Origin of the sequence: Hymenobacter sp. H14-R3, from assembly GCF_030063445.1 — a bacterium.
In the GTDB taxonomy this organism is placed as follows: Bacteria; Bacteroidota; Bacteroidia; order Cytophagales; family Hymenobacteraceae; genus Hymenobacter.
The window spans coordinates 69,849-88,482 of record NZ_JASITD010000019.1 but is presented as its reverse complement, the minus strand read 5'-3'; the positions used below and the strand labels follow the sequence as shown (position 1 = coordinate 88,482).

General features: G+C 63.5%; 17 protein-coding genes. 8 read left to right on the top strand and 9 right to left on the bottom strand.

The annotated features are described in order from the left end of the window. Positions 1–83: 83 nt before the first annotated feature. On the bottom strand, positions 84–1,049 hold the full coding sequence (locus tag QMK33_RS16790; RefSeq protein WP_283565775.1) for an SRPBCC family protein: 966 nt from the start codon (positions 1,047–1,049) through the stop codon (positions 84–86). 50 nt (positions 1,050–1,099) lie between these two features. Between QMK33_RS16790 and QMK33_RS16785 the strand changes: the two genes are divergently transcribed. Then, complete coding sequence (locus QMK33_RS16785) at positions 1,100–1,864, top strand: alpha/beta fold hydrolase (RefSeq protein ID WP_283565774.1); 765 nt, start codon at positions 1,100–1,102, stop codon at positions 1,862–1,864. Between the two features lie 9 nt (positions 1,865–1,873). Here QMK33_RS16785 and QMK33_RS16780 read toward each other — a convergent pair whose 3' ends face one another. Both QMK33_RS16780 and QMK33_RS16775 read right to left on the bottom strand, forming a co-directional pair. Continuing rightward, on the bottom strand, positions 1,874–2,680 hold the full coding sequence (locus tag QMK33_RS16780; protein WP_283565773.1) for an energy transducer TonB: 807 nt from the start codon (positions 2,678–2,680) through the stop codon (positions 1,874–1,876). Positions 2,681–2,843: 163 nt separating this feature from the next. Further along, on the bottom strand, positions 2,844–3,674 hold the full coding sequence (locus QMK33_RS16775; protein WP_283565772.1) for an energy transducer TonB: 831 nt from the start codon (positions 3,672–3,674) through the stop codon (positions 2,844–2,846). Positions 3,675–3,847: 173 nt separating this feature from the next. Between QMK33_RS16775 and QMK33_RS16770 the strand changes: the two genes are divergently transcribed. Next, positions 3,848–4,687 (top strand): hypothetical protein, encoded by an 840-nt coding sequence (locus QMK33_RS16770; protein WP_283565771.1) that lies wholly within the window; start codon positions 3,848–3,850, stop codon positions 4,685–4,687. Between the two features lie 104 nt (positions 4,688–4,791). On the opposite strand, the gene QMK33_RS16765 is transcribed toward QMK33_RS16770, so the two are convergent. From QMK33_RS16765 to QMK33_RS16755, 3 genes are all read right to left on the bottom strand, one after another. Next, a complete protein-coding gene (locus tag QMK33_RS16765; RefSeq protein ID WP_283565770.1) occupies positions 4,792–5,172 on the bottom strand; it encodes an SPW repeat domain-containing protein in 381 nt (126 codons plus the stop codon). A gap of 104 nt (positions 5,173–5,276) precedes the next feature. Further along, positions 5,277–6,506 carry a DUF1501 domain-containing protein gene (locus tag QMK33_RS16760; protein ID WP_283565769.1) on the bottom strand — a complete coding sequence of 410 codons (1,230 nt, stop codon included), beginning with the start codon at positions 6,504–6,506 and terminating at the stop codon, positions 5,277–5,279. A gap of 146 nt (positions 6,507–6,652) precedes the next feature. Then, positions 6,653–8,254, bottom strand: a complete 1,602-nt coding sequence (locus QMK33_RS16755; RefSeq protein WP_283565768.1) for a DUF1800 domain-containing protein — start codon at positions 8,252–8,254, stop codon at positions 6,653–6,655. 391 nt (positions 8,255–8,645) lie between these two features. Here QMK33_RS16755 and QMK33_RS16750 point away from each other — a divergent pair, with 391 nt between their 5' ends. Beyond that, positions 8,646–9,893 (top strand): pepsin/retropepsin-like aspartic protease family protein, encoded by a 1,248-nt coding sequence (locus QMK33_RS16750; protein WP_283565767.1) that lies wholly within the window; start codon positions 8,646–8,648, stop codon positions 9,891–9,893. 12 nt (positions 9,894–9,905) lie between these two features. Here QMK33_RS16750 and QMK33_RS16745 read toward each other — a convergent pair whose 3' ends face one another. Further along, a complete protein-coding gene (locus QMK33_RS16745; protein ID WP_283565766.1) occupies positions 9,906–12,515 on the bottom strand; it encodes a lamin tail domain-containing protein in 2,610 nt (869 codons plus the stop codon). A gap of 265 nt (positions 12,516–12,780) precedes the next feature. On the opposite strand from QMK33_RS16745, the gene QMK33_RS16740 reads away from it, so the two are divergent. Next, entirely contained in the window at positions 12,781–13,398 is a 618-nt protein-coding gene (locus tag QMK33_RS16740) for a Crp/Fnr family transcriptional regulator (protein ID WP_283565765.1), read from the top strand. 70 nt (positions 13,399–13,468) lie between these two features. Then, positions 13,469–13,915, top strand: coding sequence for a carboxymuconolactone decarboxylase family protein (locus QMK33_RS16735; RefSeq protein ID WP_283565764.1), 447 nt, complete (start codon positions 13,469–13,471; stop codon positions 13,913–13,915). Between the two features lie 113 nt (positions 13,916–14,028). Here QMK33_RS16735 and QMK33_RS16730 read toward each other — a convergent pair whose 3' ends face one another. Next, complete coding sequence (locus QMK33_RS16730) at positions 14,029–14,421, bottom strand: VOC family protein (protein WP_283565763.1); 393 nt, start codon at positions 14,419–14,421, stop codon at positions 14,029–14,031. Between the two features lie 214 nt (positions 14,422–14,635). Between QMK33_RS16730 and QMK33_RS16725 the strand changes: the two genes are divergently transcribed. Further along, a complete protein-coding gene (locus tag QMK33_RS16725) occupies positions 14,636–15,628 on the top strand; it encodes an aspartate-semialdehyde dehydrogenase (protein WP_283565762.1) in 993 nt (330 codons plus the stop codon). A gap of 96 nt (positions 15,629–15,724) precedes the next feature. Here the strand turns inward: QMK33_RS16725 and QMK33_RS16720 are convergent, their stop codons facing one another. Continuing rightward, positions 15,725–16,426, bottom strand: coding sequence for a porin family protein (locus QMK33_RS16720; RefSeq protein WP_283565761.1), 702 nt, complete (start codon positions 16,424–16,426; stop codon positions 15,725–15,727). 81 nt (positions 16,427–16,507) lie between these two features. Between QMK33_RS16720 and QMK33_RS16715 the strand changes: the two genes are divergently transcribed. Together QMK33_RS16715 and QMK33_RS16710 are read left to right on the top strand one after the other, a co-directional pair. Then, complete coding sequence (locus tag QMK33_RS16715; RefSeq protein WP_283565760.1) at positions 16,508–16,810, top strand: hypothetical protein; 303 nt, start codon at positions 16,508–16,510, stop codon at positions 16,808–16,810. Between the two features lie 179 nt (positions 16,811–16,989). Further along, on the top strand, positions 16,990–18,315 hold the full coding sequence (locus QMK33_RS16710) for a DASH family cryptochrome (RefSeq protein ID WP_283565759.1): 1,326 nt from the start codon (positions 16,990–16,992) through the stop codon (positions 18,313–18,315). The last annotated feature ends 319 nt before the right edge of the window (positions 18,316–18,634 follow it).

The window sequence follows — 18,634 nt, the reverse complement described above, 5'->3', positions numbered from 1 at the left end:
GGCGGGCGTTGGTTGGTGCCAGTTGCGGGGATTTTCTGTCGGGGTGTGTATTCGCCCGTTCGCTCGCGGACTGAAAGTCCGCGCTACTTTAACTCGCAGCGGCGCTTGAGCACGCCCAGGATGCGGCCCTGGATTTCGCTCATCACGAAGCCCGTCCAGAGGCCGGCGTACCAGTTGAGGTGGGTGCTGAGGCGCTGCTGGCTGTGCAGCACCAGCAGGGTGCGGCCGGGGCCGGCGGGCCGCAGCTCGTAGGTGCCGCGCAGCACGTCGAAAAACCGGCCGCCCACGATAACGTGCTCATCAAAGGTGGTGGGCGGAATGGTAGTCGTGTTGGGTATAATACTGAAAGACAGACGCTTGAGGGAATGCCATTCGTCCACGGTTTCAATAAATTCGACGCCGCGCTCGAAGGTGGCGTGGCGCACGCCGCCCACGCCCTCGCGGGTGAGTGTGGCCTCAATGGGGCGCGGAAACCCGATGTCATCAATCAGGCTGTGGCCCAAATCGGCGGCCCGGATGGGGGCCACCCGAATAATGTGCTGCCACACCACGGCGGCCGGGGCGTTTATCACGACCGTGTTTTCGACGCGCCGAAAGCTGTCGGGGTTATCGAAGCGGTTTTCGATGGTAATGGCCACGAAGGGCAGTACCGCGAACGCCGCCACTACCAGCGTTTTATCGCGCCGGGGCGGCAGTAGGTCCGCAATTCTGACGTACACCACCGCGCCCATGGAGGCCAGTACAAAGAAGACGGGCCCAATGATAATCAGGCAAATAAGCCCTTCCAGGTTGAACAGCAGTGTGGTGAGGATGAACAGCAGCACCGTGAGCCACGGGGCCCCGCACAGGCGCCAGAACGTGCGGCCGCCGGGAATGAAATGCGCGGTGATGGCCCCCAGCGCCATTGGCACCAGCAGCAAAAAGCTGACGGTGAGCAGGCCCCCGGCGCGGGCGCCCAGGTGGTCGTCAAACAGGAAGCGCGAAACCAGCGCAAACAGCAAGCCGGTGCTGGCCGCGAGTAAAAAAGGGTAGCGCTGCCGTGAAATCATCCCGTAGTTTTGGCGAATTAAGCTTGCCGCCCGCAAGGTACCCGTTCGCCATGTCGCCCATCCAGCCTACCATCCTGTTTCTGCACGGCTTTGCCGAAAGCCGCGAAGTCTGGACCGAATTCACCCGGCCCTTCCCGGCCGGCTACCGCCTGCTCACGCCCAACCTGCTGGGCCACGGCACCAACCGCGCCGCCGTGCCCGATTTCAGCATGGAGGCCCAGGCGCGCTACGTAGTGAGCTACCTCGACCAAAAAGGCGCCCCTGGCCCGGTGCTGGTGGTGGGCCACAGTATGGGCGGCTACGTGGCCCTGGCCCTGGCCGAGCGCTACCCCGACCGCGTGGCCGGCCTGGCCCTCCTCAACTCCACGGCCCGGCCCGATACCGACGAAAAGCGCCAGAACCGCGAGAAAAATATCGGCTTCGTGGAGCGTCATGGCCTCGATAAATTTATGGGCAGCTTCGTGCGCCCGCTCTTTGCGCCCGCCAACCGCGACCGCCTGCCCGAGGCCCTGGCCCTGCTCGAAGACATCGGCAGGGCCACCCCCGAAGCCACCATTGCCGGGGCCCTGCGCGCCATGGCCGCCCGACCCGACCGCACCGCCGTGCTGCGCACCGCCCGTTTCCCGGTGCTGCTGGTGGCCGGCAAGCACGACGTAGCCGTGCCCCTGGCCGACTCGGTGGCCCAGGCCGCGCTGCCCCCCGTGGCCTCAGCCCTCTTCCTGGAAGGCAGCGGCCACCAAGCCTACCTGGAGCAGCCCGAGGCCACGCGCCGCGCCGTGCTGGCCCTGGCCGGCGCCGCGTTTGGGGATGCGTAAGAAGCTGTTTTATAACATTTTAAAGTTAAAGGGTAATACGTAGCCCACCCGCACCGGGCGGCCCGCCTGGCGTGGTGGCGTGAGGGCGTTGGGCAGCAGCGCCAGCGCGCGCAGCACCTCGGCATCGAGGGTGGGGCTCACGCTGCCCACAATGCGGCGCTGCTCTACCACGCCGGTTTCGCTCACTTCAAAGTAGGCATATACGATGCCCTCAACCCGGTTGCGCATGTCCTGGACGGGGTAGCGCACCCGCTTTTGCACAAAGCCGGCTACGCCGAAGCGGCGGTCGTCGGGAGTGGCCGGGAAGGTGGGGTTTTCGTCGCTGTAATCGAGCGCCACGCTGCCGTCGGCCGGCCCGAACGGGAGGGGCAGAGTCACCGTGTTGAGTGTAGCTTGGTTCTGGCCGGGTGTGCCAGGGCCGGGCTGCCAGGCTGGTAGGCCCTGCACCAGCCTGCCAAGCAGCGCCTGCACTTTGGGGTTCTTGGCGAGCTGGGCGGCGGGGGTGCCCCTGGGCGGCACCAGCAAGGTGGCCTTCTGTACCGCTCCGGTGCTGGTAAGCTTCAGCTGCAGAAATAGTTGGCCCACCAGCGCCGGGTTGACCGGCCGCACCGCGCGGCTGAGCAGCGCCCGCAGCGAGTCGGGCCCGCCCGGAAAGCGCGGCCCCGTGTACGCCGTGAGGGTCGGGTCGGGGCCAATCAGCGCCATAACAGCAGTGGCGTTCTGGGCCCGCCCGGTAAGCGCCGTAAAGCTTAGCGCCAGCGCGAAGAAACAAGTAGTCGCTTTTTTAGTAACTAATTGATTGAAAGATTTTTGCATAAAATAAAATTGCTTATAAATTTCGTTCAACGGCTATGCCGCGCTTGGCGAAGCAGCTCTACCGCACTGCTGAACAGCTTGAATCAAGTGGTAGGGATACTTCGCCAAGCTCAGCATGACACTTGACCCTTTCGAGTGCTTATGGCAGCAACAAGTCTTTTGATTAGGGGCTGAAGCTCATGGGCAGCACGTAGCTCACGCGCGTGGGCCGGCCCTGGTAGCGGGGTGGCGTAAGGGCGCTGGGCAGGCGCTGGAGCACGCGCAGCACCTCGGCATCGAGGGTGGGGCTCACGGTGCCCACAATGCGGCGCTGCTCTACCGTACCCTGCTCGCTCACCTCAAAGTAGGCGAATACGGTGCCACCCCGCCTGCGCCGCAAGTCCTCATAAGGGTAGCGTATCTGCCGGTTAAAAAACTCCGCCAGGTTGCGTGGCACCGTACCCTTGCTTCGCGCGAATACTGGCAGCGGCACTACCGAAAACGTAGGGTTCTCATCGGCATACGCCCGCACGGCCGGGCTGGGCTCGGGCCCGAAGTTCAGCACTATGGTCACGCCCGGTCCCTGGGCACCGTACACCTGGCCCGGCTGGCGGTTGGGCAGCTGCCAGGGCAGCAGGCGCTGTACCAGCTGCTGGGCCAGGTTTTGGGCCTCGGGGCTGATATAGAGCGCAATAGCTGGCGAGCCGGGTGGTGGTGGCAGAAAATACGCCTGGCGCGAGCGCCCCGTATTTTCCAGCTCCAGGCGCAGAAATAGTTCGCCGGTGAGCGTGGGGCTGGCCGCCCGCAGGTAGCGCCGCACGGCCGCGTGCAGCGAGTCGGGCCCGCCGGGGTAGCGCGGGCCCTGGTACGCCGTGGCCGTTGGGTCGGGGCCCATCAGCGCCATGTTGGGCGGCGGGGCCACCTGGGCCCGCGCCGCGCTGGCACCGCCGAGCATAAGCAGCGCCAGCGCGGGCCGCTGCCAGCCCGGCCAGGTACGGGTAGTAGAATGTGGCATAGCTGCGGAGTAGGAACGGCCAAATATAGCCCGTTGCCTGTGGTTGCCGGGCGGCCCCGGCGGCGGCGGCACTTTGTCTACAGGAAACGCGCCCGGCCGGGGTCCCGCTCGGGGCCCCGGCCGTAACTTTGGGTAGCCTTGCGCCTACGGTAAGGTTTTGCTACGCGCTATTAATGAAGAACTATTTGCTATTGGCGGGCCTGCTGTTGGGCTTAGCCAGCACTGGCCAGGCCCAAATTGCCGGGCCGGCCGCTACCCCCACTACCACCCTGGCCGGCGTGCCCCTAACGCCCCGCGACCACGGGGCCGTGTACCTCAACTGGAGCTATAACCGCGACTGGTACACCAAGTCGGACATCCGCTTTAAGAACGATAAATCGGACGATTACGACTTCACCTTTCACGATGCCGTGGCCCACGACCACCCCAGCATGAGCGACTTCTGGAAGCTCAGCAACCTCACCGTGCCGCAGTACGACCTCACGGTGGGCTACATGTTTCACGACAAGCGCGACCTAGGCATCGAGGTCAGCTGGAACCACCTCAAGTACGTGGTCGATGACTTCCAGACCATGCGCGTGTCGGGCCAGATTCGGGGCTACAAGTTCGACCGCGACACCGTGGTAACGCCCGACTTTGTGCACCTCCAGCACACCAACGGCAACAACTACCTGATGGCCAACCTGGTAAAGCGCTGGCAGCTGCGGGCGGGCCGGCACGTGGCGCTCAGCGCCATTGGCAAGGTGGGCGGCGGGCCCATGATATCGTACACCATCTCGTCCATCTTCACCAGCCACGCCGAGGGGCCTTTTCACTACGAAGGCTGGGTGGCCGGGGCCAGCGGCGGCCTGCGCCTGGAGCTCTACAAGTACTTCTTCCTAAGCTCCGACTTTCAGGGCGCCTACGCCCGCTACACCAACAGCTACATCGGCGCCGACCGCCTGGGCCGCGTCACGCACCAGTTCGGCTCGGCCCAGTGGCTGTACGGCTTCGGGTTCATGGTGCCGCTTTAGGTTACGAGGAGTGAAGGAGTGAATGAAAAAAGGGTAGCTGACGCCGGCTTAAACCATGGCGTCGGCTACCCTTTTTCATTCACTTCTCCGCGCAGTGCCCGCAACTAGGCCGTAGCGGCGCTGATGTCCTCTTTGGGCAGTGGGTGCCAGCGGGTGAATAGGTAAACCAATAGTATCACTATGCCAATGCCGATAAACAGATTGCGCATGGGGAGGCTGGTATGAGCAAAATCAAAAATCCAGGGCGAGGCGATAAAAATGAAGCCGCTGACCAACTCAATGCCGCCGTGCACCCAGAAGGGAATCAGGCCAAATAAGCCAAAAGGCATATTGGTTAGCAAGGAAACAACCAGGTAGCCCACTGCCAGCACGTAGCAAACCATTGCAAAGGGGCCAGTAAGGACATAAATGCTAGGAATAACCAGAAAAAAACCACACAGCATATAATCAAGGATGCCATGTAGGGTGGGCGAGATAAATTTCATAACACTTGGCTAAGAATAAGAAGGATATAGCAAGGAAAAGCTACCCACTGCTTACGGGCCCACCACGCTCCAGGGTATAGTGCAGCTTATTCTGGAGCCCGCCGTTAGCCCAGTAACCCGGCGAGGCGTTCTACCCCCGGCCCCAGCACGAGCTTATCATCAGCCCCCAGCCAATCGGTTAAGATGCTGGCGTAGAGGCTTCTAAAATCGAGCTGGTAGCGCAGGTCGCCCTGGTCGAGGTCGGCGAGGCTGGCGGGCTGGTTGAGCAGGCCGGGCTTGCGCAGCGCACCGCTCAGCAGAAACACGTTGTTGGCGGTGCCGTGGTCGGTGCCGTTGCTGGCGTTCTGGCCCACGCGGCGCCCAAACTCGCTGAATACCAGCACCAAGGTATTGTTCCACTCGTTGCTTTTTTGCAGGTCGGCGGCCAGCGCGGTGAGGCCGTCCGAAAGGTCGCCCAGCAGGCGGGCTTGCTGCTCATGCTGCCGCACGTGGGTATCGAAGCCGCTGAGGGCCAGGTAGTACACCCGCGACTCCACGCCCGAGTTGATGAGCTCGGCGGTGGTTTTCAGGCTCTTGCCAAAATCAGTATTCGGGTACGTGGCCGCGCTGGTATGAATCTTCGATTTCTCGTAGAGATAATCGGCCGACGACGCCGTTTCGGCCAGCGTTTTATAGAGGTAATCCAGCTCCGAGCCGGCCGGCGCAGCGTTTTTCTCCTGGCTGAGCGCATTAAGGTAGCGGCTCTGCGTGAGCTGGTGAAACTTGCCGGGATTCTTGAGGGCCAGGCCGTTGCGCTGCGCGCCCTTCAGGGCCAGGCTCAGGGTATCGTCTATTTCGAGGGCCTGGTAGGCGGGCGCGCCGCCCGCGCAGGTGCTGTCGAGGTAGCGGCCCAGCCAGCCGGTACTCAGCAGCTGCTCCGAGCCCGAACCCGTCTGCCAAATGTCCATCGAGCGGAAGTGCGAGCGGTCGGGGTTGGGGTAGCCCACGGCGTTGCAAATCGCCACCTGCCCCTGGTCAAACAGCCCCTTCAGGCCCTTCATGGCCGGGTGCAGCGCCAGCTCATCGCTGATGGGCAGCAGGCCGTCGGTTTCCTGGAGCGCCAGCGTGGGCCGCGCCTTGTAATACAGGTCGTTGCGAAAGGGCACAATGGTATTCAGCCCATCGTTGCCGCCGCCCAGCTGCACCACAATCAGGCGCTTGGCGGCCCCGCCCGGCGCATCGCGCAGCCGCGCCGCCAGCCGGTTTTCGGGCTGGTCGATGGCGTGCAAAAACTTGGGCACCAGCAGCAGCGTGCTGGCCAGGGCCGAGGCCTGAATAAATTGGCGGCGTTGCATAGTTCAGACAATTGATGTTCAGGGAGTTACCGCTGAGGTGCGCGGAGGTAAAGCGCTGAGGTAGGCTGAGTTGTTCAACATCTGCGCTCCGCGTACCTCAGCGTTTTACCTCCGCGTACCTCCGCGGTAACTTCCCGCACGAAAGATTAGGATAATTGATACTCCGGCAGGCTCAACAAGCTCACCAGCATACTCCGCAGGCGCTCCTCAGGCGTAGCAGCCCTGGCGGCGGCTTGCTGCACCAGCGTCAGGTTCTCAGTCCGTAATAAGTTTTGTAACAAGAAGTTAGCTAGTAGCTGCGGCTGCGCCTCAACCGGCGCGGTACCCAGCAGTTGCTGGATGGGGCCCAGCGGCAGGTGCGTGGTTTCGGTGTTTTTGACCAGCCGCTCCTTGCCGGTAGTCTGCGGCGTGATGTCGTTTTCGTCGTCTTTGAGGCGCACCGCAAAGTCGGCGTTTTTGAACAGAATACTCGGCAGCTGCAAGCGCAGCAGCAGCGACGATGAGTCTATCCAGGCGCGGCCGCCGGGCCAGCCGGCCACGTTGGGCGGCATAAAGAGCGTCTGGCCCAGCGCTTTCTGGTAGCCCAGCAGCTGCTTGTCGTTGTCTACCCGCAGGTTAAGGGTGCGGCGCAGGCCCGCCACCAGCGCCACCGGCGACTTAATGAGGCTGCCCATATTGGCCGGCGCGTAGAACCAATCGGCCGAAAACAGTCGCTCCAGCAAGTCGCTGATGTCGTAGCCGCTGTGGCGAAACGCGGCCGCCAGCGGCGCAATGTGGGCCGGGTCGGGCACGTCGTTCACGAAGAAGCGGTACAGCTTGGTCACGATAAACGTGGCCATTGCCGGCTGCTGCGTAATGATGCGCAGGGCGTCTTCCCCGCCAAAATTACCGGTTTGGCCCAGCAGAGTTTTGGCATCCGCATCGTGCTCGCGCTCCAAAAACCGGAAGCGGCTTTGCGCGTCGTAGCCCCAGCCGGTGAAGGCGCGGGCGGCCTCTTTCACGTCGGCCTCGGTGTAGTTGCCGCGGCCCAGCGTAAACAGCTCCATCACTTCGCGGGCAAAGTTCTCGTTGGGGTGCTGCTTTTTATTTTGCTGATTATTAAGAAATTGCAGCATGGCCGGCTGCTGGCTCACGGCCAGCAGCAAGTCCGGAAACTTGCCCAGCGCCTTCTCCCTGATGGTGTTGAGCAGGGCCAGCGAGTCGGCGGGCCGGCGGGTGCGGCAGGCAAAGTGCCCGTGCCAGAACAGGGCCACCTTCTCGCGCAGTTGGCCGGGCGAGTTTGCCATCTGGTTCATCCAGGCCGTGCTCATGCCCATAAACGCGTCACGGATACCTTCGTTCTGCATTTTGCGCTGTTCGGGCGTGAGGTCGGCGCGGCGCAGCTGGGGCAAGCCCTGGCGGCGCATGGCCAGCGCCGAGCGCGGGCGCAGGGCATCCATGGCCGCGAGGGGCGGCAGGGTCGGGGCGGGGTTGCGCGTGCTCGGCTGCGCCGAGCTGGCGGGCGCGGGCGGCGCAGCGGCCGTGCCCGCGGCCATAGCTGCCGGGGCCGTGCCGGGCGGCACGGCCATCACCGCGCCCAGCGGGTCGCTAAAGGCAGCCAGCGACGAGCTAGGAATGGGCGCGTACGCCCGCGCCTCGTGCAGCAGCTGGCGCAACGCCTTGCTGGGGCTGAGGCCGGCGGCCACGTCCTGGGGGCGCGGCCCAAAGCCGGCCCGCCAATATAAATGCTGGAGCTGCTGTGCGTTCATGGCGGTTGGATGCCGGGCGAGGCCAATGGTTTAAAAACCAAGGAAGCTACCGCGGCCAAGCAACGGAAATGCGGTTTGCAAAGTCTTTCGCACAAGCTGGTTACGCCCCCGGTCCGTCGGCGCAGCCGGCCGACCGGTTGTTGCGGGCGCCGCGTGGGTAGTTGCGCAGGTAGCATTCAGGCGGCAACTAAGCCAGTCGTTCAGCCATCTTTCACGCGACAACCAACTGGTTGTCGCAGCCGGCCGACCGGAGCACGTCTGCCTGGTTGACGCATGTGCCACCCCGGATTCGTCCAGCCGTCGTTCACGCGACAACCAGCGCAGCTGGCGGACCGGGGCGTACCCTTGGTGCCAACCAGCTCGTCTGGTGCTTTCATTGCCAATAATGCCCATGCAAAAGCTCGTTTTTTTCTTTTTGCTGCACTGCGGCTTGGCGCAGGCGGCGCTGGCCCAGCAGGCTACCGGCGTGGCGGCCCTCGACCAGCTGGTGGCGGCCCTCAATGGCAAGTCGCTGGTGCCCGTGCAGCCCTACCTCACGCCCGAAACCCGCGTGGGCAGCCTGCCCGCTGCCTACACCACGCAGGTGCTCGCGCAGCTGCTGCCGCAGTATGGGCCGGTGGAGGGCTTGCGCATTGTGCGCCAGGAACCCGCCGGCCCCAACACGCGCTACGTGTGCCTGCTGGCTCGCAAAGGCACTGAGAAAGAAATAGCTATGGTGCTGACCCCGGCCGGGCAGTTTGCCGAGCTTAACCTGCTGCCGGCCCGCGCCCGGAAAATCGCGACCACCTTCGGCCCCAACGAGCTCACCACGCCGCCCCAGGTGGAAGCCCCCGCCCGGGTGCGCAACGGCCTGCTGCTGGTAGAGGCCGAGGTAGATGGCCGGCGCGGCACGTTTCTGCTCGATACCGGGGCCCCGGCCCTGGTGCTGAACAAGCGCGAATTTCCGGCCCCGGCCACCGAAACCGCCCTGGCCGCCACCAACAGCACGGGCGTAAACGGCCAACTGGCCGGCCTATCGTATCATATTGCGCAAAGATTTGATTGGCAAGGGATTAAGTTTGAGAACAAGGAAGTGCCTACCCTGGACCTAACCAGCCTCGAACAGAAGCTGGGCGGCACTACGCTGCTGGGGCTTATCGGCTACAACCTGCTGAACCAGTATGCCTTAACCCTCGATTACCGGGCCGGCAAGGTGCTGCTGCGCCAGCCCGACCCAGCCGCCGACCCGCCCACCGCGCTTCTGCGCGTGCCCTTCACCCTGAGCGGCCACCTGCCCGTGGTGACGCTGAGCGCCGGGGGCCAAACGTTTCGGGTGGGCGTGGACTGCGGCGCGCAGGCCAACCTACTCGACCAGCAGTACGAGGCCGGGCTGGCCCATGTGCTGCGCCGCGCCTCCACCGCCCAGCTGAGCGGGGCCGATGCCACCGCCCGCACCGTCACTACTGCCCGCCTGCCCGAAGTGCGCCTGGCCGGACCGCTGGTGTTTCGCAAGCAAGCCACCGTGTTTGCCACTATGGCTTCTCTCAACCAAAACCCGAACCGCGAGGCCTTGCAGGGCCTCGTGGGCTATCCGCTGCTGAGCCAGTACCGCCCCACTATCGACTACGTGAATAAAGAGCTGTATTTCAACGCGTGGTAAGACGAGTTTTGCTCAGAGCCGCGCCCCGACTACCACCGTTTTCTTGTACTCGCGCCGCTCGCCGCTGCTGGGGCGGAATAGCTCGATGTGCACGAGGTAGTAGCCCACGGCCGCCTTGCGGCCGCGCTCATCGAGGCCGTCCCACTGCACGAAGCCGGTGGTGGGTAGGCTCTCGTTGCGCAGCAGGCGGCGCGTGAGCTGGCCCAGGGCATCGTACACCGTGACGGAGCCCACGTAGCCGGGCTGGTCGAACTGGTAGTTGAGGGTGGTAAAGTCCTGCTGGCCATCATCATCGGGGGTGAACAGCTCGGGCACCATGCTCAGCTCCTGGCCGTTGCCCACGGCGTCCTGGGCCTGCGAGTTGGGGCGGCCGGGCGTGGCGTAGCCCGCCGCGCCCGCCGCCGAGTGAAAGTTGCTGGCCAAACTCGGCCCACTGGCCCGGATGCGCTCCAATGATACGCCCGCCTGGGTACTTAACAGGCTCAGCTGCTGGCTTTTGTCGTAGTCGTAATGGTCTAACTCCTTGCTGGTTGCGTCGTAAAGGAATACGCTGCCCGCGTTGTTATCCAAAGCTGGAAAGCCGGCCACTGCCAGTAGCGCGGCCGGGTCGGTGCTGGTGGGGTACTGGGTCTGCAAAATGCCCGCGTCGGCCGTAAGCGCCACCAGCTGGCCGGGGGCCAGCACGTAGGGCGCGCCGGGGCTGACGGTAACCGTGCTTGCGCCGCTAGCTTTCTGAACAGTAAGCTGATAGCCCTGCAAATTGACGTAGCGCAGTGAGCGGTTGAGCACTTCCACGAAGTACACGCCGCCCGGCGCGTGGTAAAATAGTAACTCATTGATAACCAAGTCGCCCGGCAGCGCGGCCTCGGGCAGCGCCACGCCGGCCGTGCTAAGTGCGCCGCTGGCGTTGCCCACGCAATCGGTGGCGCGGGCCACAGCCACCGTGAGGGGCCGGCTGGGCAGCAGCGCCGCACTCAGGCTCAAATCCACGGCCCGAAAATCGGGGCCTACGGGCGCGGCGCGGCTTATGGCCGGAGCCGTGCCCGTGCTGCTTTGCAGGGTGTAGAGGGCCGGGTTGGCGGCCACTGCGCTATCCAGCTTTTCGCCAAAGTACAGCCGGATAGTGCTGGGTGTGAGCGCGATGGCGCGCAGCAGCGTAGGCGGCGTGCGGTCGGGGTTGGGGGCGGCCACGCTGTTGCGGCGGGCGGGGGTGCCGCCGCTGGCATCCTGGCTGGCCTGCCAGTTGGGGGCGCCGCCGCAGTAGTTGGCGGGGTCCAGCATTTCGAGGGTCCAGCCGCCTTCCTTCTTGCGCTGGTCGCGGTACCAGGCGTCGGAGTAGGCGATTTCGAAGAGCGTGGTGCCGTCGCGGCCGCGCAGCACCAGCTGGTCGCCGGCATTGGTGAGCGAAGGGAAGTTACTGACGCCGTACACTTTGCCGTACGCCGCGAATTGCGCGGCGCGGGTGCTGCCGCACACCACGGCGTACTGGCCGGGCAGCAGGCGGGCCGTGTCGGGCAGCACGGCGGCGGTGCTGCTACCGGGCTTCAGCAGGCGCACGCCGCGCAGGCTCAGCGTTTTGGTGGCCGTGTTGTTGAAAATTTCGATAAATTCGGACGCCGGCAGGCCCACCACGGGCGTTTCGTCGGCCATAATTTCGGTGATGAGCAGCTCGCCCACCTTCGGGGCCACCGGCGTGCCGCCGAAGGCGGCCGTGAGCGGCCCGGCCGCCACGTTGCCGTAGAGGTCGGCTATCTGCCGGGCCTCCAGGATACTGCTGGCGGCCAGGTCGTTGCCAAACGTGAGCCGCACCACGGCCGGGTTCAGGACCGACACAACCGCCGCCACCGGCCCCGCGCCGGTGGCCAGCCGGTAGCGGGCCGCCTGGGCCGCCGTGGTGGGGTCCACGGCCTCGTTAAAAACCGCGTCTACGGTGCGCGCATCCAGGGCCACGGCGCGGGTGAGCAGCGGCGCGGTGGCATCGGTCACGGCAAAATCATCGAAGAAAAAGCTCTTGCCATTGGCGGAGGAGTAGAGTAGGGCCACGCCCACCACGCTGCCGCGCTGGTGCTGGTTATCAATAGGTTGGCTGGCTTCGGCCACGAAGTTGCGGCCGCCGGTGAGGTCGCGGGCCAGTGCCCACTGCCCTTGTAATGAGCGCGTTACGCGCACCCGCACTACGTTGTTGGTAGTCGAGGCGAGGGTGCCGTTCAGGCCGTCAATCACCAGCACGGGGCTGCGGGCCGAGTCCTTGCGGAAGAGGCTCACCTCGTCGTCGGTACCACCCAGGCGCACGAAGTAGCCGGCCGTGGTGGGGCTGCGCAGGTCGGGCTGCGAGGCCAGCAGCCACACATCAGCCAGGTTGGCCGACGAGGTGGCCAGCTTGAGGTTGGCCCAAAATTCCCAGCTGGTGCCGGTGCTGGCCTGGCAGGGCGTAACGAGTTGGAGCTGCGTGCCCGTGGTGGCGGGGCCGTTGCTTTGCAGCACCTGGTTGGCCACCCCGAAGCTGCCGGCATCGCCGGTCCAGGCGGGGTTTTTGGTGAAGTTGCCGTCGGCAAAGTTGTCGGCCAGTTGGGCGGCGGCCAGGCCGGGCAGCAGAAAAAACAAAGCAAATAAGAACCTCATAACGCAGCCAACTAACGGTTAGCCGCAGCTAAGTAACTACCCATAACGTGAGGAGCAGTCAGTTTTTCGCTGCTGGTTTGTAGCTTTCACTTTGGTAAACAAGTAGTTGTGAAGGAAATAATAGTAAATTAATCTCGCCTGACTATAAGGGGAAATATATCTTGCACCAGCCAGGAATAGCGAGCCGGCGAGCGGGCCAGGTGGCTGGCGCGCTTGCAAATGGGGCAGCGTAGCTTGCCCGCCGGTACCCTAGTTGCCTTCGCCTATGTACGCCGCGCTGCTCGCCCACATTGCCCGCTATGTGGCCCTCACGCCAGCCGAGACGCAGGCCGTGAGCGCCCGTTTTACTTGCCAAACCGTGCCGCGCAAAGCGCACCTGTTCGAAGCGGGCCAGCCTTGCCCCGGCAACTACTTTGTGCTGCAAGGCTGCCTGCGCCTGTATTTCGTGACCGAGAAGGGCGTGGAGCATATTACCCGGTTTGCGCTCGAAAACTGGTGGCTGACCGACTACGTCAGCTTTCTGAGCCAGCAGCCGTCTGCGCTCGGCATCCAGGCAGTGGAGCCGACTACGGTGGCGGTGCTCAGCTACCAAAACCAGGAGGCGCTATTGGCCCAGGTACCGGCCCTGGAGCGCTATTTCCGCCTGCTGTTGCAGCGCACGGCGGCGGCCGACCAAAACCGCTGGATGTTCCAGCTGCGAGATTCGACGGAGGAGCGTTACTGGCATTTTAGCCGGTCGTTTCCGGGGTTTGTGCAGCGGGTGCCGCAGTATATGCTGGCCTCGTACCTGGGCTGCACGCCCGAGTTTTTGAGCAAAGTGCGCGCCAAGGCCAACTCCGGTAAAGCAACGCCGGGGCTGGCCCCAAAGGGCGGAATTTCTTAATCTACATTAAGGAAAGCGGGTGGCTGATGTGCGGAATTTTGCCTCGTACTCAACCAATTACCTAACTCACATGAACCCGCGCCTCAACCTGGAAAAAACCGAGCCCGAAGCCTACAAAGCCCTGTATGCGCTTGTCAAATACCTGAGCACCTCGAAGCTGAGCCACACGCAGCGACACCTGATAGAAATCCGCGCTTCCCAGCTCAACGGCTGCGCCTTTTGCCTCGACATGCACACCCGCGACGCCCGGCAGCACGGCGAAACCGAGCAGCGCATCTACCTGCTCAACGCCTGGCGCGAAACCACCTTGTTCACGCCCGAAGAGCAAGCGCTGCTGGCCCTAACCGAAGAAGTTACCCTCATCAGCCAGGGCGGCGTGTCGGATGCTACCTACCAGCAGGCAGTGGCGGTATTGGGGGAAACCCTTGTGGCGCAAGCTATTATGATGATAGTGACTATCAACGCCTGGAACCGCATGGCGATTGCCACCCACTTGCCGATTGCCGCCCCCCAGTAAGGAATAGGCGCAAAAAAACGTCATTCCAGGCTTGCCGAGGAATGACGTTTTTTGCGCCCAATTACTTTCGATGTAGTGCGCGGAAGTCCACGCGTAGCGCTGTGCGTTGCGCGCTACGCCATGTAAAACTCCCACTGAATGCGGTCGGGGTCCTTAAAGGCCACGTACTGCTTGGGCATCACGGTATCGGTTTTGATGCCGGTATTCTCGACCCCGGCGGCTTGCAGGGCCTCGGCTACGCGGTGCAGCTCGGCCTCCGTGTCGCAGGCAATGGCGATGTGGTCGAGGCCCACGTTGAAGGGCGTGAAGACGTTGCCGCCGGGGTGGGTAGGGGCCGCCTGCTTGAAGCCGATGAACACGGAGCCAACCATAAAGCCCAGTACCTCAGCGGTATCGACTGCTACCGGAAACCCCAGCAGGCCGTTGTAAAATGCTTTTGTGCGGGCAAAATCGGTGGTGCGCAGGGCTACGTGGGACAGGCCTTTGGTTTTGGGTTGAATGGACATGGGTAAGGCAAAAGGGATGAATGCGTTAGTGGTGTTCAACGGGTAATCGGCGCGGGTGGCTGGCTAGCTGGCCGAATAGGCTGTTTTTCTTGCTTGGCTATTTGGGAAAGTAGCTGCCGGGTGCGGCATCCGCGAGCCAGATTTATTCCGACATTTGCCCCGCACCGGTCGGCGCGAAGCCGCTCCTTTAACGTGCTGATTAACTGCTACCCTCATGAAGATTGCCGTAGTGGGTGCCACCGGGTTGGTGGGCACCGAAATGCTGAAAGTGCTGGCCGAGCGCCAGTTTCCGGTTACTGAGTTACTGCCCGTGGCCTCGGCCAAATCGGTGGGCCAGCTGGTTCATTTTCAGGGCAAAGACTACCCGGTGGTGAGCATGGCAGACGCCATTGCGGCGCGCCCGGCCATCGCCATTTTCTCGGCCGGCGGCGGCGTATCGCTCGATTTTGCGCCCCGCTTTGCCGAAGTGGGCACCACGGTGGTCGATAACTCGTCGGCTTGGCGCATGGATGCCACCAAGAAGCTCATCGTGCCCGAGGTGAACGCCCAGGAGCTGACTAAGGACGATAAAATCATCGCCAACCCCAACTGCTCGACTATTCAGCTGGTGGTGGCCCTCAACGACTTGCACAAGAAGTACCAAGCCCGGCGCCTCGTTATCAGCACCTACCAGAGCGTGACCGGCACCGGCAAAAAAGCCGTGGACCAGCTCCTGGAAGAGCGCGCCGGCCGCACGGCCAGCAACCCTGCCTACCCGTACCCCATCGACCTCAACGTGCTGCCCCACATCGACGTGTTTCAGCCCAACGGCTACACCAAGGAAGAGCTGAAAATGGTGAACGAGACCAAGAAAATCATGGGCGACGATGGCATCCGCGTCACTGCCACCTGCGTGCGCGTGCCCGTGATGGGCGGCCACTCCGAGTCGGTAAACATCGAGTTTGCCCACGATTTTGACCTCGACGAAGTGCGCAACATCCTGCGCAATACCGAAGGCGTGGAGCTGGTAGACGACCCCGCCACCAATAGCTACCCCATGCCCAAAGACAGCCACGGCCGCGACGCCGTGCTGGTGGGCCGCCTCCGCCGCGACGATACCCAGCCCAACACCCTCAATATGTGGATAGTAGCCGATAACCTGCGCAAAGGAGCCGCCACCAACGCCGTGCAGATTGCCGAGTACCTGGTAGCGCAGGGGTTGGTGTAAAAGCTAACTTCCAGACTACTTTAAAAAGTCCCCCGCGTAGGCTGAAATACGCGGGGGACTTTTTGATAATCATCTGTTAATCAATTAGATAATAAGTTACATCTTGATTACCGCTAGTTTATAGCGGCTAGCCAACTGATAGGTGAGGGATGCCTGGAGTGTCTGCCGGTGCATTTCGCCGGCCCAGTAGGGAATGGCAGCACGGTCTTGCGAATAAGTAGTTTGGTTCATGGAGGTGAAGCCCTGGTAGGCGCGCATACTAAGGCCCAGACCGGCGGGCAGCGATACCCCAATACCCACGCAGGCGCCGTACTGCAAGCGCCGAAAACGGTCGATAGCCGATTGGTCAATAGCATAGTTGCCCCCGACATCACCGCCAACTAAATAGCTCCCCTGCCCGGAGCCTCGGCCGCCCACCAGCAGGCTAGCCTGCGGCCCAGCTTCAAAATACACCCGGCCCAGGGCGAAGCGTAGCAACACGGGTACGTTCAGGTATGATAAATGCAGGCGATAATTACTCAGGGAGTAGTTCTGCTCGTTGCGGTAATAATCAGCATTTACCTGAGCTTGCTCGGAGCTGAATTGTACCTCGGGTACCAGCGAGAAGCGTTTCGTGAGGGGCTGCTGGTAGTAGATACCTGCCTGATAACCCAATCGGCTGGAAGTGGAAGGACGGGCACCATCGGAAGCTGACGTATTGAAATTCAATAGATTGGTACCGGCACGCACGCCTACCTGGGCCTGGGCCAGACCAGCTAAGAGCAGATTACTGCCCAAAAAAAGTAAAAAACGCTTCATAGTAGGAAGAAGGAAAAGGGTAAGACTAATAAGGGGAGCCACCCAGGTTAGTAGTAGGTTGCACCCCGCAGCAACCTGGGCGTGCTGCGCCTCTACCGCGAGCAGCCTGGCCGCTACGCCACCGGCGAAGGCGACGTAGACAGCGGCCCGACCGTTCTGGGCTACGGCATCCCGGCCACGGCCTTTTCCTACGCCGATGCCGTGGCCCTGCGCGACTGGCGCAATGCCGCCCGGCTCCGGCGCGTTATCAGCCTGGGCAGCCGCGAGATACTGGCAAACAACGAATTGCGCTACGGCGTGCGGCTGGTAAACCTCGGCGTAAATCCGCTTTCCGAAGCCCTGTTGCTGTGGGCTGATGTGCCCGGCGGGGCGGGCCCACCTTAGCCCTGCTGAAAGAAAGCGGCCACCTAACCGGGAAGGTTGCCGGGGCTGCGTGTTAGCTCAGTGCTACCGCCTGCCTGAAACGGGGAGGCGACATTGACCTGATAGTGTATTTTCGCAATAAACTGTTAATCAGAACGAAAGCTATCAGCCAGCAACCAACAGCTAACAGCCACCCACCCATGACCATCATCTACTGGCTGCGCAACGACTTGCGCCTGCACGACAACGCCGTGCTGGCCGCGCTGCCGCCCACCGCCGCCGCCCTGCTGCCCGTGTATTGCTTCGACCCCGCCGCCCTCGGGCCCGATGCCTACCTGGGCCTGCCCAAAGTAGGCCCGCACCGCCTGCCGTTTTTGCTGGCTTCGCTGGCCGATGTGCAGGCCAGCTACGCGGCGCTGGGCTCGGGCGTGCACTTTGTGGTGGGCCGGCCCGCCGAGGTGCTGCCTGCCCTGGCGCGGCAGCTGGGCGCGCGCGCCGTGTGGGCCAGCGCCGAGCATACCACCGAGGAAGAAGCCGCCGAAACTGCCCTGGCGGCGGCGCTGGGCCCGGCCGTGCCGCTGCGGCTATTCGAAACCCGCGGCCTGTTCGACCCCGCCGACCTGCCCATTGCCGTGCGCGATATCCCGTTCTCATTCAGTAAGTTCCGGTTTTCGGTGGCCGATAAGATGACCGTGCGGCCGCCGCTGCCGGCCCCGCGCACGCTGCCGCCACTGCCCGCTGGCCTGGTGCCAGCCGCCTTGCCCAGCCCCGCGCAGCTGGCGGTGGCCCTGCGCCAGCCCGCCCTGGCCGTGCCGGTGCCCGACCCCCGCACGGCCCTGCCCACCCAGGGCGGCGGCGAAACGGCGGCCCTGGCCCGCCTGCACGACTACGCCGTGGCGCGCCGCCTCATTAGCCGCTACGACGACACGCGCAACCAGCTGCTGGGCGAGGCCTTCAGCACCAAGTTTTCGGCGTGGCTGGCCAATGGCAGCCTCTCGGCCCGGCAGGTGTGGGCGGCCATTGATGCCCACGATGCGGCGCACGGTGCGCGCAGCAAGGGCGCCATGCAGCTGCGGCTAGAGCTGCTGTGGCGCGACTACTTCCTGCTGCTGGCGCAGCGGGCGGGGCGGGCGCTGTTTGGCTGGGCCAGCCTGCGCGGGCAGGTGCCCAAGGCCGTGGCCCGCAACCGGGCCGTGTTCGATACCTGGGCCGCCGGCCGCACCGGCAACGCCTTTGTGGATGCCAACATGCGCGAGCTGGCCGCCACCGGCTTCCTGAGTAACCGGGGCCGCCAGAACGTGGCCAGCTACCTCATCCACGACCTGCACCAGGACTGGCGCTGGGGCGCGGCCTGGTTTGAACACCAGCTCCTCGACCACGACCCCTCCCTGAACTGGGGCAACTGGAAATACATTGCCGGCACTGGCACCGACGTGCGCGACACCGCCTTCGACGTGGCCCAGCAGGCTAAGCGCTACGACCCCCAAGGCAAGTATGTGCGCACCTGGCTACCGAAAGTAGGGTAAGCTTTGGAGCCGAATTTGACGTACTACGGGAAGGAATTAAAAATTTAATAGCAAAATTTTTAATTCCTTCCTACATTTTGTTGTAATCCTGGAAAGGCTTCTGCTTGCGGTGTAGCGCGCCATCGCTGCGCCGCACCTGCCACGTCGCCGATGCCGTAACCACCGCCGCCCCGGCAGAAGCGTTATAGCGCCCGCCGCCGACCGGCCCCGCCATTATTTTGCACGCTGGCTGCCCGCACTTTATACCGCCGGCCCCGTTGCCTACCCCGTATAAGTAAGCAGCTGGCCACCATGGCCCGCCCTACTTCCTTTTCCCTGG

Bases quoted from the DNA above. Each gene is read 5' to 3' on its own strand.
- QMK33_RS16790 (WP_283565775.1), bottom strand. From the start codon at position 1,049: ATGATTTCACGGCAGCGCTACCCTTTTTTACTCGCGGCCAGCACCGGC.
- QMK33_RS16785 (WP_283565774.1), top strand. From the start codon at position 1,100: ATGTCGCCCATCCAGCCTACCATCCTGTTTCTGCACGGCTTTGCCGAA.
- QMK33_RS16780 (WP_283565773.1), bottom strand. From the start codon at position 2,680: ATGCAAAAATCTTTCAATCAATTAGTTACTAAAAAAGCGACTACTTGT.
- QMK33_RS16775 (WP_283565772.1), bottom strand. From the start codon at position 3,674: ATGCCACATTCTACTACCCGTACCTGGCCGGGCTGGCAGCGGCCCGCG.
- QMK33_RS16770 (WP_283565771.1), top strand. From the start codon at position 3,848: ATGAAGAACTATTTGCTATTGGCGGGCCTGCTGTTGGGCTTAGCCAGC.
- QMK33_RS16765 (WP_283565770.1), bottom strand. From the start codon at position 5,172: ATGAAATTTATCTCGCCCACCCTACATGGCATCCTTGATTATATGCTG.
- QMK33_RS16760 (WP_283565769.1), bottom strand. From the start codon at position 6,506: ATGCAACGCCGCCAATTTATTCAGGCCTCGGCCCTGGCCAGCACGCTG.
- QMK33_RS16755 (WP_283565768.1), bottom strand. From the start codon at position 8,254: ATGAACGCACAGCAGCTCCAGCATTTATATTGGCGGGCCGGCTTTGGG.
- QMK33_RS16750 (WP_283565767.1), top strand. From the start codon at position 8,646: ATGCAAAAGCTCGTTTTTTTCTTTTTGCTGCACTGCGGCTTGGCGCAG.
- QMK33_RS16745 (WP_283565766.1), bottom strand. From the start codon at position 12,515: ATGAGGTTCTTATTTGCTTTGTTTTTTCTGCTGCCCGGCCTGGCCGCC.
- QMK33_RS16740 (WP_283565765.1), top strand. From the start codon at position 12,781: ATGTACGCCGCGCTGCTCGCCCACATTGCCCGCTATGTGGCCCTCACG.
- QMK33_RS16735 (WP_283565764.1), top strand. From the start codon at position 13,469: ATGAACCCGCGCCTCAACCTGGAAAAAACCGAGCCCGAAGCCTACAAA.
- QMK33_RS16730 (WP_283565763.1), bottom strand. From the start codon at position 14,421: ATGTCCATTCAACCCAAAACCAAAGGCCTGTCCCACGTAGCCCTGCGC.
- QMK33_RS16725 (WP_283565762.1), top strand. From the start codon at position 14,636: ATGAAGATTGCCGTAGTGGGTGCCACCGGGTTGGTGGGCACCGAAATG.
- QMK33_RS16720 (WP_283565761.1), bottom strand. From the start codon at position 16,426: ATGAAGCGTTTTTTACTTTTTTTGGGCAGTAATCTGCTCTTAGCTGGT.
- QMK33_RS16710 (WP_283565759.1), top strand. From the start codon at position 16,990: ATGACCATCATCTACTGGCTGCGCAACGACTTGCGCCTGCACGACAAC.